Annotated in this window: 13 protein-coding genes and 2 pseudogenes; 5 read left to right on the top strand and 10 right to left on the bottom strand. The window is 68.9% G+C overall.

The genetic code is table 11. The annotated features are described in order from the left end of the window. Window positions 1-46 precede the first annotated feature (46 nt). From hisC to WMF45_RS49140, 4 genes are all read left to right on the top strand, one after another. Entirely contained in the window at window positions 47-1,129 is a 1,083-nt protein-coding gene (gene hisC, locus WMF45_RS49155) for a histidinol-phosphate transaminase (RefSeq protein WP_437714127.1), read from the top strand. 247 nt (window positions 1,130-1,376) lie between these two features. Further along, window positions 1,377-2,948 carry a DUF4832 domain-containing protein gene (locus WMF45_RS49150; RefSeq protein ID WP_437714125.1) on the top strand — a complete coding sequence of 524 codons (1,572 nt, stop codon included), beginning with the start codon at window positions 1,377-1,379 and terminating at the stop codon, window positions 2,946-2,948. A 113-nt stretch (window positions 2,949-3,061) separates the two neighbouring features. Beyond that, window positions 3,062-3,874: an alpha/beta hydrolase gene (locus WMF45_RS49145; protein WP_437714123.1), complete on the top strand. Its 813-nt coding sequence runs from the start codon at window positions 3,062-3,064 to the stop codon at window positions 3,872-3,874. A gap of 233 nt (window positions 3,875-4,107) precedes the next feature. Beyond that, a complete protein-coding gene (locus WMF45_RS49140; RefSeq protein ID WP_437714121.1) occupies window positions 4,108-5,121 on the top strand; it encodes a zinc-dependent alcohol dehydrogenase family protein in 1,014 nt (337 codons plus the stop codon). 33 nt (window positions 5,122-5,154) lie between these two features. Here WMF45_RS49140 and WMF45_RS49135 read toward each other — a convergent pair. From WMF45_RS49135 to WMF45_RS49125, 3 genes and pseudogenes are all read right to left on the bottom strand, one after another. Then, window positions 5,155-5,868, bottom strand: a pseudogene (locus WMF45_RS49135) (helix-turn-helix domain-containing protein); the annotation flags it as partial. Window positions 5,869-5,943: 75 nt separating this feature from the next. After that, window positions 5,944-6,960: an aldo/keto reductase gene (locus WMF45_RS49130; RefSeq protein WP_437714120.1), complete on the bottom strand. Its 1,017-nt coding sequence runs from the start codon at window positions 6,958-6,960 to the stop codon at window positions 5,944-5,946. 123 nt (window positions 6,961-7,083) lie between these two features. Further along, window positions 7,084-7,734: a glutathione S-transferase family protein gene (locus WMF45_RS49125; RefSeq protein WP_437719665.1), complete on the bottom strand. Its 651-nt coding sequence runs from the start codon at window positions 7,732-7,734 to the stop codon at window positions 7,084-7,086. Between the two features lie 119 nt (window positions 7,735-7,853). On the opposite strand from WMF45_RS49125, the gene WMF45_RS49120 reads away from it, so the two are divergent. Next, window positions 7,854-8,744, top strand: a complete 891-nt coding sequence (locus tag WMF45_RS49120) for an AraC family transcriptional regulator (RefSeq protein WP_437714118.1) — start codon at window positions 7,854-7,856, stop codon at window positions 8,742-8,744. A 1,239-nt stretch (window positions 8,745-9,983) separates the two neighbouring features. Here WMF45_RS49120 and tnpC (WMF45_RS49115) read toward each other — a convergent pair. The 7 genes and pseudogenes from tnpC (WMF45_RS49115) to WMF45_RS49085 all read right to left on the bottom strand — a co-directional run bounded on the left by tnpC (WMF45_RS49115) (window position 9,984) and on the right by WMF45_RS49085 (window position 16,350). Next, window positions 9,984-11,666, bottom strand: coding sequence for an IS66 family transposase (tnpC, locus tag WMF45_RS49115; protein ID WP_437709625.1), 1,683 nt, complete (start codon window positions 11,664-11,666; stop codon window positions 9,984-9,986). A gap of 42 nt (window positions 11,667-11,708) precedes the next feature. Beyond that, on the bottom strand, window positions 11,709-12,080 hold the full coding sequence (gene tnpB / locus WMF45_RS49110; protein WP_437709627.1) for an IS66 family insertion sequence element accessory protein TnpB: 372 nt from the start codon (window positions 12,078-12,080) through the stop codon (window positions 11,709-11,711). Continuing rightward, window positions 12,077-12,418, bottom strand: a complete 342-nt coding sequence (tnpA, locus tag WMF45_RS49105) for an IS66 family insertion sequence element accessory protein TnpA (RefSeq protein ID WP_437709629.1) — start codon at window positions 12,416-12,418, stop codon at window positions 12,077-12,079. The genes tnpB (WMF45_RS49110) and tnpA overlap by 4 nt, the downstream gene beginning before the upstream one ends. 109 nt (window positions 12,419-12,527) lie before the next feature. Beyond that, window positions 12,528-14,519 (bottom strand): annotated as a pseudogene (tnpC, locus tag WMF45_RS49100) (IS66 family transposase); the annotation flags it as partial. 145 nt (window positions 14,520-14,664) lie between these two features. Further along, window positions 14,665-15,009, bottom strand: a complete 345-nt coding sequence (gene tnpB, locus WMF45_RS49095; RefSeq protein ID WP_437714117.1) for an IS66 family insertion sequence element accessory protein TnpB — start codon at window positions 15,007-15,009, stop codon at window positions 14,665-14,667. Then, complete coding sequence (locus WMF45_RS49090; RefSeq protein ID WP_437719664.1) at window positions 15,006-15,332, bottom strand: helix-turn-helix domain-containing protein; 327 nt, start codon at window positions 15,330-15,332, stop codon at window positions 15,006-15,008. The genes tnpB (WMF45_RS49095) and WMF45_RS49090 overlap by 4 nt, the downstream gene beginning before the upstream one ends. Beyond that, entirely contained in the window at window positions 15,217-16,350 is a 1,134-nt protein-coding gene (locus WMF45_RS49085; RefSeq protein ID WP_437714115.1) for a reverse transcriptase domain-containing protein, read from the bottom strand. The genes WMF45_RS49090 and WMF45_RS49085 overlap by 116 nt, the downstream gene beginning before the upstream one ends. Between the last annotated feature and the right edge of the window lie 202 nt (window positions 16,351-16,552).

The raw sequence follows: 16,552 nt of genomic DNA, 5'->3' as shown, positions 1-16,552 counted from the left end.
AGGCGCTTGTCTCCGGCGGGCCAGTGGGCGAGAGACGGCCATCCCCATGCTGTACGAACGCGACAACATCCATCGACTCACGCCCTACACGCCCGGTGAGCAGCCGCAGCGGGCCGACGTGGTCAAGCTCAACACGAACGAGAACCCGTACCCGCCGCCGGCCGCCGTGCTCGAGGCGATCCGGGACGTCTCGGCCGATCAGCTCCGCCGGTACCCGCCGCCCCGGGCGCAGCAGTTCCGCGAGACCGCGGCGCGGCTCCATGGCCTGTCGCCCGAGCAGGTGATCGCGACGAACGGCGGCGACGAGCTGCTTCGCATGGCCATGACGGTGTTCTGTGAGCCCGGAGGCCGCGGCATCGGCGAGACGTACCCGACCTACTCGCTCTACGACGTGCTCGCGGAGATCCACGGCACGACGATCACCCAGGTCCCCCTCGCGGAGGACTGGTCGGTCCCTGAGGATTTCGCGCAGCGCCTGAACGAGCACGGCTGCCGGCTCGCGCTCCTCGTCAACCCGCACGCGCCGTCGGGGCGGCAGGAGCCGCTCGACAAGCTCGAGCGCGTCGCGCGGGCGTTCCGCGGCGTGCTCCTCATCGACGAGGCGTACGTCGACTTCGCGGAGTTCGACGCGACGCCGCTGCTCGACCCGGCGCGGGGGCTCGACAACGTGCTCCTGCTGCGGACCCTGAGCAAAGGGTACTCGCTCGCGGGGCTCAGGTTCGGGTACGGGCTCGGGCACCCGCGGCTCATCGAGACGCTCGACAAGGCCCGCGACAGCTACAACACCGATATCCTCTCGCAGGCCGCGGCCACCGCGGCGCTGTCCGCGCGGGACGAGGCGAGGAAGAGCTGGGAGAAGGTGATCGCCGAGCGCGCCCGGCTCACGGGGGCGCTCCGGCAAAAGGGGTTCACGGTGGCGCCGAGCCAGAGCAACTTCGTCCTGGCGAGTCCGCCGGGAGGAGGGCTGTCGGCGCAGGCGATGTACCGGGCGCTCTACGACCGCGCGATCTTCGTGCGCTACTGGGACGCGCCGCGCATCCAGGACAGGCTGCGGATCACGGTGGGCACGCCGGAGCAGAACGACGCGCTGCTCGGCGCGATCGACGAGCTGTCGCGCGCCGCGCGGTGATGGCGCGCCGCGAGCGCATCATGAGCTGAGCCGCCGTGGCGGATGGGGCGCCATGCGCCCTCGCGCGCCGTCCGCTTCGTGCGCACGTGTACGATCCTTGCGCAGCCCCTGGCCTCGGCGCCGCGCGCGCCGGAGGGCCGGGCCGGTGGCATCGGCCCTGCAATCCCCTCGACCCTTCACTGGACAGCGTGCCCCAGAGGTCGGGCCATGAAGCCTCGTCGATTCACGGCGGGAGAGGAGATTGCTTATGCGTCACCAGCGTCACCAGCATCACCAGAGCATCCGGTCATCATCCCATGTCCTGTCGCGCCTGTTTCGCGGCGGCGCCCCCTGTCTTTCCCTGGCGCTCGCGACGGCATGCGGCGCTGGCTCCGGCGGCAGCCCGGTCGACTCGCTGACGTCCAGCGCGGCAGCGGAAGGCTCCGTCAGCGGCGGCGGCAGCGGCACCGGCGACAGCTCCGGCAGCGGTGCCGCCGGCGGCAGCTCCGGCAGCGGCGGCGGCGCGGTCCCCCCGCCGGGCAGCTGCGGCGCGAGCGGCGCCATCGTGAGGCGCACCTACGCGCCCAGGCTGTTCGCGACGGGCGCGGATCCCTCCGGTGATGCCGAGTGCCAGGGCGTGCTCAACCCCGAGCGCGGCGTCTTCCATTTCAGGGATCTTCGGAGCCTCGGATCCGTCGCTGGCCTCCGGGACGAGGGATACACGCTGATCTACGGTCAGGCGCTCATCGACGATTACCGCGCGCGGGACATCGACCAGCCCCTCATCGACCAGCTCAACGAGAGCTTCGCCGCCGTGCGCTCGGCGGGGCTCAAGGTGCTCCCCCGCTTCTACTACGCGACGGACATCGGCGAGGACGACGCGCCGCTCGGCCGCGTGCTGTCCCACATCGACCAGCTCAAGCCCGTCCTGGAGGCGAACGCCGACGTCATCGCCGTGCTGCACCCCGGCTTCGTCGGCGCCTGGGGCGAGTGGCACTCCTCGACGAACGATCTCACCCGTCCAGACAGCCGCAAGCAGATCTTCGACGCGCTGCTTCAGGCGCTGCCCGCGAACCGGATGACCCTCGCGCGCCGCCCCTCGCACAAGCTCGAGGCGTACGGCGGCCCGCTGACCGAGGAGACGGCGTTCTCCGGAGCGCCGCTCTCGCGGGTCGGCCACCTGAACGACTGCTTCCTCGCGAGCGAAGATGACGTCGGCACCTACCAGCTCCCCGGCGAGAAGGCCTATGCCGCCGCGGACTCGGCGTTCACGCCCGTCGGAGGCGAGACCTGCGGCCGCAACCCGCCGCGCAGCGAGTGCGCCTCGGCGCTCGCCGAGCTGTCCGCGCACCACTTCAGCTTCATCAACACCGACTATCATCCCGACGTGCTCGATGACTGGCGATCCGGGGGCTGCTTCGAGACGATCGCCTGCCGCCTCGGGTACCGCTTCGTCGTGATGGAGCACGAGTCGCCCGAGCGGGTCGCGCGCGGGCAGCCGCTGTCCCTCCGGCTGCGCGTGTTCAACGACGGGTACGCCCGGGCCTATAACCCGCGACCGGTCTACCTCGTGCTCCAGCAGGGCGAAGCGCGGCGCGTGGTCCAGATCGACGCCGATCCGCGCCGCTGGGCTCCCGGCGAGGAGAGCGAGATGTGCCTGGAGGCGAAGATTCCAGCCGATCTCCCGCCGGGCGACTACCAGCTCGGCCTGTGGCTGCCCGACGCATCCGAGCGCCTGCGCGACGACCCGCGCTACGCCATCCGGCTCTCGAGCGGCGCGTCGTGGGACGGCGCCAGCGGCGTCAACCGGCTCGACGCTGCGGTCCGGGTGGTCGAGTGACCGGCCAGGGGGCTCCGCCGCGCGCGAGCGTCCGCCCCCGCGGCCCAGGTTGACCCGGCGGCCGTCAAGCGCTGAGCTTCGTCGTGCTAGAGCGCAGCAAGGGAGAGGCACAGATGAGCCAGGAATCCGAGCGAGACAAGATGATGAAGAGGACGGCGGTCCTCGAGATCCCCGGCATGGATGCCGTCATCCTCCGCAGGGACATCGCGTACCAGGCGACCGACGCAGGCGCCCTGACCTTCGACCTCTACGCTCCACCAACCTCGGTGGCCGTGGCGCGGGCGCCAGCCGTCGTCTTCGTGTCCGGATATCCGGATCCGGGGTTCGAGTCGGTGTTCGGCTGCAAACGCAAGGAGATAGGGCAGTCCATTTCGTGGGCACGGCTGGTGGCCGCATCCGGCCTCGTGGGCATCAATTACACGAACCGGGAGCCGTCCGATCTCCACGCGCTGCTCGAGCACCTCCGGCAGAACGCCGCCACGCTCGGGATCGACGAGGGCCGGATCGGCCTGTGGGCCTGCTCCGGCAACGTCCCCATGGCCCTGTCGGCGCTGATGCGGGAACCGAGCGGCTCGCTGCGGTGCGCCGCCCTCTGCTACGGCTTCATGCTCGATCTCGGTGCGTCCACCCGCGTCGCGGAGGCCGCGGCGCAGTTCCGGTTCGTCAACCCGTGCGCCGGGAAGTCGATCGACGACCTCCCTCCGGACCTGCCCCTGTTCATCGCCAGGGCAGGACAGGACAGGATGCCTCACCTCAACGAAACGATCGATGACTTCGTCGCCGGCGCGCTGGCCCGCAACCTGCCCGTGACGCTCGTGAACCACGCCGCGGCGCCGCACGCGTTCGATCTGCTCGACGACAGCGGGGCTTCGCGAGAGACGATCAGGAGCCTCCTGGGGTTCCTGCGGTTCCATCTCCTGGGATAGCGCGATCCGGCCTGCGCGCTCGGCTCACCGGGCGCCGCCGGCGGGCGACGAGCCCTCCGGCGCCGCAGCCGAGCACGGCCACGGCGCTCGCGGCGGGCCCACGGGCAACGACCCCGCCGTCCTGCGCCAGGAGGACGACCGCGCGGCGCACGTGCGATATCGCGTGTTTCGGTTCATTTTCGTTCGATCTATCGTACAGGCGTCAGCTCCACCCACCGCGAGGAACATCGTTAATGACGACCGTGAACACCTCCTTGATGCATGCGCTCGTTCTGGACGGCGTCGGCTCCCCCTTCCGACGGACCGACGTCGCCCGCCCCGTCGCCGGCACGGGCCAGGTGCTGGTGCGGATCAAGGCGAGCGGGGTCAATCCGCTCGATCTCAAGATCCGAGCGGGCCAGGCGGCGCACGCGAGGATGCCGCTGCCGGCCGTGCTGGGCATCGACCTCGCCGGCGTCGTCGAGGCGGTGGGGCCCGATGTCGCCCATTTCAAGCCGGGGGATGAGGTCTACGGGATGACAGGCGGCGTCGGCGGGCTTCAGGGCTCCCTCGCCGAGTTTGCCGCGGTGGACGCCGACCTCCTGGCCATCAAGCCGGCCAACCTCACCTTCCGCGAAGCGGCCGCGCTTCCGCTGGTGTTCATCACCGCCTGGGAAGGCCTGGTGGATCGGGCCAATGTCCGCACGGGCCAGAAGGTGCTCATTCATGGGGGGGCTGGCGGCGTCGGCCATGTCGCCGTCCAGCTCGCCCGAGCGCGCGGAGCGGAGGTGTTCGCGACCGGCTCGGCGGACAAGAGAGAGCTCCTCTCGAAGCTCGGCGCGACGGCGATCGACTACGCCACGAGCTCGGTGGAGGATTACGTCGCTGCCCACACGGACGGTGAAGGCTTTGACGTCATTTACGACACGGTGGGCGGCGCCGTCCTCGACGCCTCGTTCCATGCGGTGCGCCGCTATCATGGCCACGTCGTCAGCTGCCTGGGATGGGGGACCCACGCGCTCGCGCCGCTGTCATTCCGCGGCGCGACCTACTCGGGCGTCTTCACGCTGCTGCCGCTGCTGACCGGGAAGGGGCGAGCCCATCACGGCGACATCCTGCGCCAGGCGAACAGCCTCGCCGAGGCCGGCGCGCTGAGGCCGCTGCTGGATCCCCGTCGCTTCACCCTGGGGACCGCTCACGACGCCCACGAGGCGATCGCGACGCGCTCCGCCGCGGGCAGGGTCGTGATCGATATCGCAGAAGGATGACGGGCTCACCCAGCCGCCCGCGCGTTTGAAGAACGCGCCCGGGGTGAGCCCGACGAGCTGACGGAAGTCGGCGATGAGGTGGGCCTGGTCATAATAGCCCGCGTCCGCGGCGATACGCGCCCAGTCGCACGAGGTCGCTGCCATTCGCACAGCGCGTTGCAGGCGGACGGTCCGCGCGAACTCCTTCGGGCCGATGCCGACGTTCTCGGTGAAAGCGCGGCGAAGATGCCGCGCCGTGACGCCGAGCCGATCGGCGACACGCTCCACCCGGACCTCGCCGCCTTCGAGCAGGCAAACCGCACGACGGGCGAGCTGCCCCGATGCCGTCTCGATGGGTTGGCCGGCGCGAAGGGCGAGCGCCCGGGCTACGCGGTCGATCACGTCCGCGCGGCTCCTCGCGGCGAGCAGCTCACCGCCGAGCTCGCGCCCCGCGCGGCCCCACACGTCCTCCAGCGGGACGATCCGGTCCGTGAGCTCGCTCGCTGCCACGCCGAGCAGCGGAACCGACCAGCCAGGCTTGAACCGAAGGGTGACCGTCCGCGCGAGGCCGGTCTTGCTCTTGAATATCGCGTGCGTTCGGGGGCCCGCGACCCACACGTCCCCCTCGCGCCCCCCCTCGAGCGCTCGAAAATAGAGGCCCGTTCTGCCGTCGGGAAGCCACGCGACGTCGAACACCTGACCGGGGGGTGCCGCGATATCACGGACGTCCTCGACGAAGCGCGGGAGCGTGAGGGTGGGGAGATCCATCGCTGCGGCCACGTTCGTCACTCTTACGCCTCTCGTGCGGCCGTTCAAGCCGACGCGGGTGGCCGCGTCGATCGGCTACCGCTCGCTGTCGAGAACCTTCATGTGCTGGGCGGGGTAGCGCGTGCCGCCGATCGCGTCCGCTGGCACGATGCCCTCGAGCGCCGCGACGTCGCCTGCCGACAGCGGCTTGTCGAGGGCCACGAGGGCGTCGTCGAGCTGGGCTCGCGTGCGGGCCCCGACGATCGGCACCAGCGTGGGCTGCTTCGCCAGCACCCACGCGAGCGCGACCTGAGCCGGCGTCATCCCGCGCTCGCCGGCGAAGGCGTGGAGCTTCTCGACGACACTCGCGTTCTTTGCCCCCTGCTCGCCTGCGAAGCGCGGCATGTACTGCCGGAAGTCCCCCTTTCCCGAGGGCTTGCTGCCGGTGAGCAGCCCCCGCGCAAAGACCCCGTAGAGCGTCGCGCTCATCCCGAGCTCTGCGAGCGCGGGGAAGATGGACGCCTCGGGCCCGCGCGTCGCGATCGCGTACTCGATCTGCAGGTCCACGATGGGGTGCACCTTGCTCGCGCGCCGGATCGTCTCGACCCCCACCTCGGACAGCCCGACATGCCGGACGAAGCCGGCCTTGATGAGGTCGGCGATCGCCCCGACGGTGTCCTCGATGGGCACCTGAGGGTCGAGGCGCGCGGGGCGGTACACATCGATGACCTCCACGCCCAGCCGATGCAGGCTGTACGCCGCGAAGTTCTTCACGGCCGCCGGGCGGGTGTCGATGCCCAGCGCGGCGCCGTCCGGGCCGCGCATCGCGCCGAACTTCACCGACAGCTGGACCTTGTCGCGCACCCCCTCGATCGCGCGCCGGATGAGGAGCTCGTTGTGTCCGTTGCCGTAGAAGTCTCCGGTGTCGATCAGGGTGATCCCTCGCTCGATGGCGCGGCGGATCGTCGCCACGCTCTCGGCGTCCTCGGCCGGGCCGTAGGCGCCGGACATCGCCATGCAGCCCAGGCCGACGGGAAAGACGCTGGGCCCGGTCTTGCCCAGCGGAGTCGATCGGAGCGGGGAGCGGCTCATCGTGGCGTCGAGGTGGGTCATGGGGTGTTCATGCCACGCGCCCACGGCCTCCGATTGGAGAAACCGGACATTCGGGGACCCGGCGTTTCGCTCCAACTGGGCACCAGGCCCGCGGATCGGGTCCGCGGCCGACGGCCCCCTCGATCATGGAGTGGCCCCGAGCAACGGCGTCATGTCCGGGTCCGCCTTCTGCATCGCGCGCCGATACGCGGGGCGCGCGCCGATCCGCTGCAGATAAGCCAGGATGTTCGGCCACGGCGAGAGATCGTACGGCTTGAACAGCCGCATGGTGGTCAGCGAGAACACCGTCATGATGTCCGCCGCCGTCAGCTCCGGACCGGCGAGATAAGGCGCCTCACCCAGACGCTTCTCCACCGTGGAGAAGATCAGGTCGAACCGCTCCTTCGCCGCCTGCAGCGCCGCACTCTTCTCGGACGCATCGACGCGCTCCAGAGACCACACCCGCAGGACGGCCGGCTGCAAGGTCCCGTTGGCGAAGTGGAACCAGTAGAGATAGTCGGCGAATCCAGGCTGGCCGCGCTGTACGGCGAGCCGCCCCTCGCCATGGGTCGCGATCAGATAGTCGGCGATCGCGCCGGATTCGCCGAGCACCAGCTGCCCGTCGGTGAGGATCGGCGCCGTCCCCATCGGGTGCAGCGCCTTGTATTCCGGCGGCGCCATCCTGTTGTCCTTCCGGCGCTCGTACCGTTTCAGCGCATAGTCGAGCCCAAGCTCCTCGCAGAGCCAGACAATCCGCTCCGACTGGGAACGCCCGAGGTGGTGCACCGTCAGCATGTTGTTCGCCATGAGCCCACTGTACGACCGCACGTCGCGGGGTGCTTGCCGGTAGCTCTCTGCTTCTTGCTCGATCCTCTCACGGGGACAAGAAGGCGTGATGGTGCTACGCTCTCCGCATGAACCTGGCGGCGCTCGCCGAGCTCGCTGCAAGCCAGCTCCCTCGCCCGAAGGACCGCGCCAGCCAGTACGTGCGACCGCTGAAGAGCCTCGGCATCCTCCGGCACCACCGGCCGACATCGTTCGAAGCCGCGGTCTATGAGCCGGTCATGGGTCTTGTGCTCCAGGGGCGAAAAGAAACGGTGCTGGGAGCCGATTCGTTTCCGATGGGCGTTGGCGAGTGCCTGCTCATCAGCCACGACCTTCCGGTGATCGCGCGCGTCACGAAGGCCCCGTACCTCGTGCTGCTCTTCGATGTCGAGCTGGAGACGCTGCGCGACCTATACGAGGCGATGGCCGACTCGCCTCCCTCCGCCGCGGAGTCTCGCTCGATCGCGGTCCACACCTGCGATGCCAGGCTCGTCGACGCGCTCCACCGCTATCTCGCGCTCGCGGGCGCGCGGACGGACGCAGCGGTGCTTGGTCCGCTCGTCTCGCGCGAGATCCACTACCGGCTCGCGACAGCGCCGTTTGGCGGCATGTTGCGCGACCTGATCCGCCGTGACAGCCACGCCAGCGCCATCGCGCGCGCGATCGCACAGCTGCGGCGTGACTTTCGATCGCCGGTCGAGATCCCGAAGCTCGCGCGCAGCGTCGGGATGAGCGCGTCCTCGTTTCACAAGCACTTCAAGGCGATCACGGCGTCGTCACCGCTCCAGTATCGAAAGGGCCTCCAGCTCCTCGAGGCCCGCCGCCTGTTGCGGGCCGGCACGCTCTCGGTCTCCGCGGCGGCGTTCGACGTCGGCTACGAGAGCGCGGCGCAGTTCAGCCGCGATTACACGCGCAAGTTCGGCGTATCGCCGAAGCACGACATCCCGGCAGGATCTCTGACCCGCGGTGTTGCCCGGTGAGAGACGCGCCCTCGGGCGCCACCTCCGGCGCGGCCGCGCCGGGCGGCGCGGGCGGCGAGGAGGTCCGATCTCTCCGGCGCGCTTCACCTCCGCCCCGATCCGCCAGCTCTCGTCGGGTCGCTGGGTCGCCGAGAGGCGCGCGAACACTCACTTACCACCGCCGCCACGGGATCCAGCGATCCAGCTCGTCAAGGTTGGCGCTCGTGAGAACGCGCTCCCGCACCTCGGCGGTAGCCGCTCCGCAGAACGCGTTCCGAAGCGTGCTTGTGGAAGGCGGCCCCGTGCGTAGAGTCGCGGTGCGATGACGGAGCGACGGAGCGGGGACGCAGGCGTCGAAGTCCCGAGCCTGACGACGGCGGTGCTGAAGCTGTCTGCGCCGCACGTCGCGTGGCCAGGCCGCGAGGACGCCCCCGGCCGCGCGACCGGGCGCCCGCGTCGCGCGGCCGGGCAGCAGGAGCGCTCGGGAGCGACGGAGGCCGCCGGCGTGCGGCGCCGCAAGAGCGCCGCCCAGCCGTCCGCAGAGGAGGTGAGCGGACGGCGGCCGACGCGAGACGCGGACAAGCAGCGCCGAAGCGATGCGACCCGAAGGGGCCCCGCCAGGACGAGCTCGACGGCGGCCGGGCGAAGCGACGACAGCACCGGCTCGACGAGCCGACGCACCTCGGCGCGGAAAGGACGCGCGCCGGTCTCGGCCGCTCCGGACGCGACGAGCGCTGTGGGCGCGACGGAAGCGGGCGACGCGGCGCGATCAGCGGTCGCGGAAGGCGAGCCGCGAGCCGGTGATCCGAGCCAGGTCCAGGTACTTGAGCCGCCCCTCGGCGATGAGGCGTTGTCGCGTCGCGACCCAGTTCTTGGGACTCAGGTCGAGGATGCGACTGAGGTATGCGTTCTGTAGACCCCATCCTCGCGTGGTGCGCGCCGTCGCCGTAGATTCGCGGCGCGATGCGAGAGCAAGAGCGGCCTGCGAGGAAGGGTGGCTGGACCCAGCAGCGAGCGGAGGAAGCGGCGGTCGACGCCGAGGTCGCCGCCCGCGTGCACGTCGCCCGCAAGCGCGCCGCGGCGAAGCCACGTGCCACCGATGCCTCGGCCGAGTCGTCGACAAGGCGCCGGAAGCCACGCGTCGACCGCGCGAGCATCGACGAGGCGTCGCCAGCGCGCCAAAGCCGGCGAGCGGCGCGCCCGGCGGGCGGCAAGGTGGCGTCCGTGCCCGCCACATCGGACGGCGACGCTGAGCTGCGATCAGCTGGGCGCCGCGGCCGGCGCCCGGGGCCACGGACTGGCCGCGAGCCGCTGCCGAGCGTCGGCGTTCTCGAGGGTCTGCTTCCAGGACTTGGGAGCGAGCTCGATGATCCGCTCAGGCGGCCAGGTGGGCAGCAGGATCAGCACGTCGCGCAAGTAGGCCCAGGGCTCGATACCGTGCAGCGCACAGGAGGCGATGAGCGACACGATGGTGGCGTTCCACTCGGCACCGTCCTTGCTGCCCACGAAGATCCAGTTCTTCCTGCCCACGGCCTCACGGCGGAGCTCAAGCTCGCTCCGGTTGTTGTCCAGGCGGAGCCGACCATCCTCGAGGAAGCGATTGAGCGCGGTCCATTGGTTGAGCGCATAGCCGATGGCGCCAGCGATGGGGCTCCTCGGCAGGACGAGCAGGTCCTCTGTCTCAAGCCACACGCGGAAGGCCACGAGCACGGGCTCGGCATCCGTTCGGCGCTGCTCGGTTCGACGGCTCGGAGGCAGCTCCTTCGTCGCCTTGTCGATCGCGTAGAGCTTGCGAATGAAGCCGATGGCTACCGTCGCGCGCTCCCGGTCGGAGGTCATCGCCTCGAAGAACTTCCGCCGGCAATGCGCCCAGCAACCGACCTCGGTCACCTGCTCGGTGCGGAAGAGCTGCTCGTAGACATTCGAGGCGTCGGCCTGGACATAGCCCTTGTAGCCGCGAAGGAACTCCTTCGGGCCATCCTGGTTGTGGTGCGGCGTGAATCGGAACAGGACGTGCTCTCGGTCCGCCACCAAGACCCAGAAGTGGCCCCGCCGGCACTTGTCCTTTGCTTGCACGAGCACGCCGGTGGCATCGATGGCGATACAGTGCGCGTTCAGGGCGTCCTTGGCCATCGCCCCGACAAGGATCGCGAGCTTGTTGGCGCACGATTCGACCCAGCCGCACAGCGTCGAGCGCGAGAGGTGAAGGCCCCAGCGCTCGAACATCTTCTCCAGCCGGTGAAGCGGCAAGTGATCCGCGTACTTGCTCACCAGCACGTGCGCGAGCAAACCCGGACCGGCGAGGCTGCGCGGAACAGGGCTGTCGGGGACGTCGGCGATCGTGATGCCTTGCTCGGGCTCACCTTTGACCGCGAACTTCGGCCTCACGATCTGCAGCCGCACGAAGCTCGCGGGCCGCCACTCGAGCGTCTCCGATACCTCCTCGCCGATGCGGACAAGCGCGGTTGCGCGCTCGTCCTGCGCCTCCGGCGGCAACAGCTCGATCCGCTCGACCGGCAGATGCTCGGGCAGGCGTTGCCGCCCGTGCGGGCGGGCTTGACGCCCCTTGTCCCCGCTTCCGGAGGAGCCGTTCGGCGCCGCGCCATCGCGCCCGTCTGGCGAGCCGGTCGCGCCCGCGTCCGGCTGCGCACCGGCGCCCGCGAGCATCTGCAAGATCGCGTCGAAGGCGAGCTGCATCTGCGCTGGGTCGACGTGCTCGGCCTTCTGGCCGAAGATGTGCCGGCGAAACCGCTCCAGCTCGATGCTGGCGAGCTCGTAGAGCTTGCGGTACTCGTCCCGCTCGTGGGCAGCGCGTGCGAGCTTGTCCTTGAGCTCGCGAATCTGCTCTTCGACCGGCTTGCTCACGGCGCTGTAAGTACTCGTGAGCTCCTGCTTTTTGAAGGGGCTTGTTGAGGAAAATTTCCGCCGCTCGATGCAATGCAACCGTGGGTGCTACCCGGGAGCGTGCGAAGCTGTCAGGTGGGATCAGAGCGCCGGAGGCGATGCGGTCTCGGCGAACGGGACCGCTCTCCGCAACTTCGAAGGCGCAAGGGCGATGCCTTCAAGGATCTTCGCGAGCTCGGCGGCGTCGATGATGACGCTCGTGGCTCCCGGAGTGACGGCACGCGGGGCTCGGAATGCCCCGCGCTCAAGCCTTTTGTAAAGTAGACAGTACCCGCTGCGGTCCCACCAAAGGGCCTTGCAGCGGTCGGCCGCCCGGTTGAAAAAGAGGAACAGGGCTCCGGAGAGCGGGTCCTGTCGCAGCACCTCGCGCACGACGGCAGCGAGACCATCGAACGAGCGCCGCAGATCGAGCGGCTCGGTGGCAACGTAGATCGAGACGCGGCCAGGGATCATCGCGCCCCCCCGAGCGCACGAACAACGCGCGCCAGCGTAACCTCGTCGAACGACGGCGGGACGCGGACGACCGCGCCGTCGGGCAGGACGACCTCAAGCGGTGCGCCCGAGGAGAGCGCCGTCGCCTCCGGGGAGGCTACCACCACCGGGAGGAATGAAGGCAGCTTCGCCGCGTCTGGGCGCTGCCGGCACTCGCTCCGCTTCATCCCCAGTCGGCGGCTCCAGGAGTAGAGCGTCCCGGCGTTGACGCCCTCCTGCTCCGCGAACACGCGGGCTGAGTGCCCGCTCTTGTGCCAGCGCGTCACTCGATCGCGCCAGGTGCTTCTGCTTTCGTCCATCGACACCTCCGGCGCAGGGTTTTACGCAGCGTTTGGGCCTCAGGACAGCATGCAGGTCGCCGAACGGATACCGACTGAGCGGATAGCTCGGAGCCACGGTCAGGATCTCCTGCAAGTAGAGCTCGGGGTCGAGCCCGTGCATCTGGCAGGTCGCGATGAGCGACGAGATGGCACAAGACCGGACAGCGTGCTCGTCGCTGCCGTGGAAGAGCCAGTTGCGCCGTCCCTTGACGACGCGGCGCAGTGCCCTCTCGGAGGCATTGTTGTGGATGGGGATCTCCCCGTTGGAGAGGAACTCGCAGAGCGCCTCCCTCTGGTTGTGCAGATAGACCAGCCCTTCGCGCAACGGCGAATGCTCCGGGACGACCTGCCGCTGCGCCTCGACCCAGGCGAAGAGCTTCTCAATCAGCGGTGCGGACTTGCGCTGCCGGATCTCGAGGCGCTCGTCCGGGCTGCACAGGGCGCATTCCTCCTCGACGCGGAAGAGCGCCTGGAGGGTCTGGAGCGCGAACGCCGCCTCCTTGCCCGCCCCGGCCTTGAACGCCTTGAAGAAGCGCCTTCGTGCATGGCTCCAGCAGCCGGCCTCGCGCGCCTTGCCCGGCCCGAACAGCACGTTGTGGTTGGCCGAGGCATCGGCGACGAGCGTCCCCTGGTAGCCGCCGAAGAGCTTCGCGACGGTGGGGCCGTCGTACGTCGGTGTATAGCGGAACAGCACCCCATCGCCGGGCGCGACCAGGACGAAGACATGCCCATAGCGGTGCTTGTCCTTGGCCCGGATGGCGGTGCCCGTCGCATCCATGGCGAACCACGACCGCGAGAGGGCGTCGCTCCAGATGGCATCGGCGATGCGCATCGCGATGCCGCCACACTCGTACTGCCAGCGGGTCATGTTGCCGCGGCCGATGCGGAAGCCGTGGCGATCCGACTCCACCTCTTGCCGATAGTACGGCGTGTGGTAGTCGAGCTTGTGGACGAACAGATGGGCCAAGAGGCTCGGATCGGCAAGACACCTGTCGATCGGGCGCTCCGGCAGCGACGCGATCTTCACCGGTCCGCTGTCCTCCGCAGCGTCCGACTCGGGCGTGTAGCGTACAAGGACGCCGTCGACGAAGGGGCTTTGCTTGAAGGACGTGTCCGCGGGGATCCCCAGGAGCTCGTGCTCCTGCACGACGAGCGGCTCGCCGCGCTTGTGATTCAAGACCGGCCCGGCGGCTGGCGAAGGAGCTGGCTCCTCTTCAGCTGCGCTGCTCGCCGCCGGTGCCTCCGCCTTGGCCACGTACTTGAGGCGACGCGTGACGAGCTCGAGGAGGCCGCCTCGCCGGTAGCCGATGCTCGAGCTGTCTTCGGCGCCCACACGCTCGAAGCGCTCGAGGCCTTTGAGCAGCACCTCCTGCGGCAGCGACTCGATGATCACCCTCGGAATGACACCGATGCGGCGGCGCCCGTGCTCGTGGCGCTTGACTGGCTTGCCACCTCCGGGATCGGAGCCGGAGGAGGATTCTGCCGTCCCCGCGTGCTCCGGTGGGCTCGCGGAGCCCGGCGGCGGGCTGCTGGCCTCGCCCGGGTCCGCTTCGGGCGCGGCGTCGATGCTCTCGGCCTGCGACGAAGTCGGAGCCGGACAGGCACCTGGCTCCCCGGCCAGCGAAAGCCGCAGCTGGTCAGGCGAGACCTGCTCGGAGACGTGGCGCCGGAATCCGATCTCCAGGGTCCGAATCGTCTCCTGCAGCTGTTGATTGTACGCCTTGAGCGACGCGACGCTGCGAGCGAGCTCTTGGGCCTGCTGCTCCGCCGTCGAGAGCTCGGCCAGCCTCGCCTCGAGCTCCTGCACCCGCCGGAGCAGCGCGTCGACCACCGACGCGGGGCCAGCGGGGCTCCCCTGTCCTTGTCCCCTGGCCTGGAGATAGCCGAGCACGAGCGCCGCGCCGTCAAGGCGCTCTGTCTCCGCCGACTGCGGCAGCGCGGTCTCACCGGGGCGTGTCGTCGAGGTCAAGGCGCGCCATGGATGCCCCCTGCGCTTGCTCTTGACAAGTACCTTGTGCAGAGAAAATTCGCTGGTTTTGATGAGAATTTCTCGTCGAAGACGGGAATGCAGGACCGCCATGGTGCGCCATCGGCGGCGCGCTCTCGCGAGGTCTTCGGGCGCGATGCAGCGCGCGCCCTGCTCCATCTCCGCATCGGGCTGCGCCGGCCGCCATCGGGCCGCGCTGGCGCCGGCAGCGCGGTGAACGAGCGCCGGCGCAGACGCCTCAGTGGATCAGCCGGCGGCGGCTTGCCAGCTCATCTACAGGCAGACCGGCGAGCAGCTGCGCGAAGTCCTGTGCTGACAGCTCGATACACTTGCCGTCGGCCTCGGTGAACGAAGGCAGAGCAAATGCACCCTTCGAGAGACGTTTATACAAGATCGTGTATCCATTGCGATCCCACCAAAGGGCTTTGAGCCGGTTGCGCCTCTTGTTGAGGAACAAGAACAGCGCGCCGCTGGCCGGGTCCAGGCAAAGCACCTGCCGGGTGATCGCGGCGAGCCGGTCGAACGCGCCACGCAAGTCCACTGGACCGACCGCCAGATAGACGGCAATCGTCGCGGGGGTCACCGTCCCCTCCGCAACGCTTCGATCGCTTCCACGAGCTCGCGCGCGCCTATCCCACATACCTGCATCCGCGTCCCATCGGCAAACGCGACGTTGAGCCGCAAAGGGGGCGCCTCGCGGCGCTCCGGGCGCACCACGACGGGTAGGAACGGAACCTGCTGAGCCGCCTTGGGGGCTCTTGGCGACGCACCCTCGTCTGCGCGCTCACCGTCAGCCACCCATCGGTCGGCAGTCATCTTGTGGACACCGAGCTCCGTGGCGATCTCGGTCGGTGTTGCCCCCGAGCGGGAGCGCGCCTTGGCGTAGGCCTCGGCTCGCTCCCGCAGCTCGCTCGGGAATTTCCCACGGCTCTTCTGCTCTCGATACCTCGACAGCTCTGCACGCAGCTGTACCAGCTCCCTGCTTCCTGGCATCGCTCGCTCCTCTTCGCTCGGCGAGGGCACGGCCCTCATCTGGCGTCGCGTAGCGTGTAACCGAATCTGGCCAGGGGAAAGACGCGGTCTGCGGAGCGGCTACAGAGGCATACACTGTTGCAAAGCGAGCATCGGCCGCCGATTCACCATGTCGTCGCCACGAGTGCAGAGCTGCCCTCAATTCGCGAACATATGCACGAGGAACATTAGGGCGCGCGTTGACAATCAACCCGGTCACAACCTTGCGCGTGGCCGGCCCCTGGATCCTCGTCTTTTCCGGATTTATGTGAAAGCCGCTTTGCCGGAGGATCTCGGCGATCTCAGCGCTCAACGTTGGCGGCGTAGTCCCGGAATTAGCGACAATCGCAGCTGGAAATGATGCATCCCGAGTTGACAGTGTCAAATCATCTGCGTATCGCGTATATGAACACCCCGCCAAGACGGCCAGGCGCGACAGCTGATGATCCAGCCTCCGACACACGAGATTCGAGAGAACGGGCGATGATGGCGCTCCCTGCGCCAGCCGCCCTTGAAAGCAGCAAATTTGCGCAACAATGGTAGCAACCCGCGAATTTAATCCCAATGGAGGTCGCATTAGCGCCCAACGGACCCTGCCGAAAGGGATCGAAGGAAAGAAATCGCGTATATCGAAATTTAAAACCAGGCGACGGGCAACATGACGTCGAGCGTTGGTGACCACGCTCCGATCCGGACAGAACCCGTGCACAGCCCGATGCGGTCTATAAATCGCCGAAATAATGCTCGCGATTATTCTTTGGTAGGTCGCTATCGGCTCCTGTGGAGCATTGATCTCTCGAGAGCCGCCCGCTTTCTTCGGAATGTAGAAACATTGATAAGAGGGAGTTCGTACATACAGTTGATGCGCCAACGATCCGGGGCTCGTGCCAAGGAGCGAGGCAACGTCCGCCATTGTACGCATCGAGCAAAACTGGGCGACTTGGGTAGGTAAAGGTGGCTCTCCGAGATGTTTGGTGGATGCGCGGCGGCGTGACCTCGCCCTGGCGCCCGCGGCGTTGCAGGCGGCCCCGGCTCAGGAGGGGCACGGTGCGATTGGGGATGGAACGCGCACAGCCGACGGGCTACCTCGGGGGTTACCACACCAACCCATGGAG

The organism is Sorangium sp. So ce448, from assembly GCF_051520915.1.
Classification (GTDB): Bacteria; Myxococcota_A; Polyangia; order Polyangiales; family Polyangiaceae; genus Sorangium; species Sorangium cellulosum_B.
Note: the sequence above shows the minus strand (reverse complement) of the source record. Positions and strands in the feature narration are given on the sequence as shown.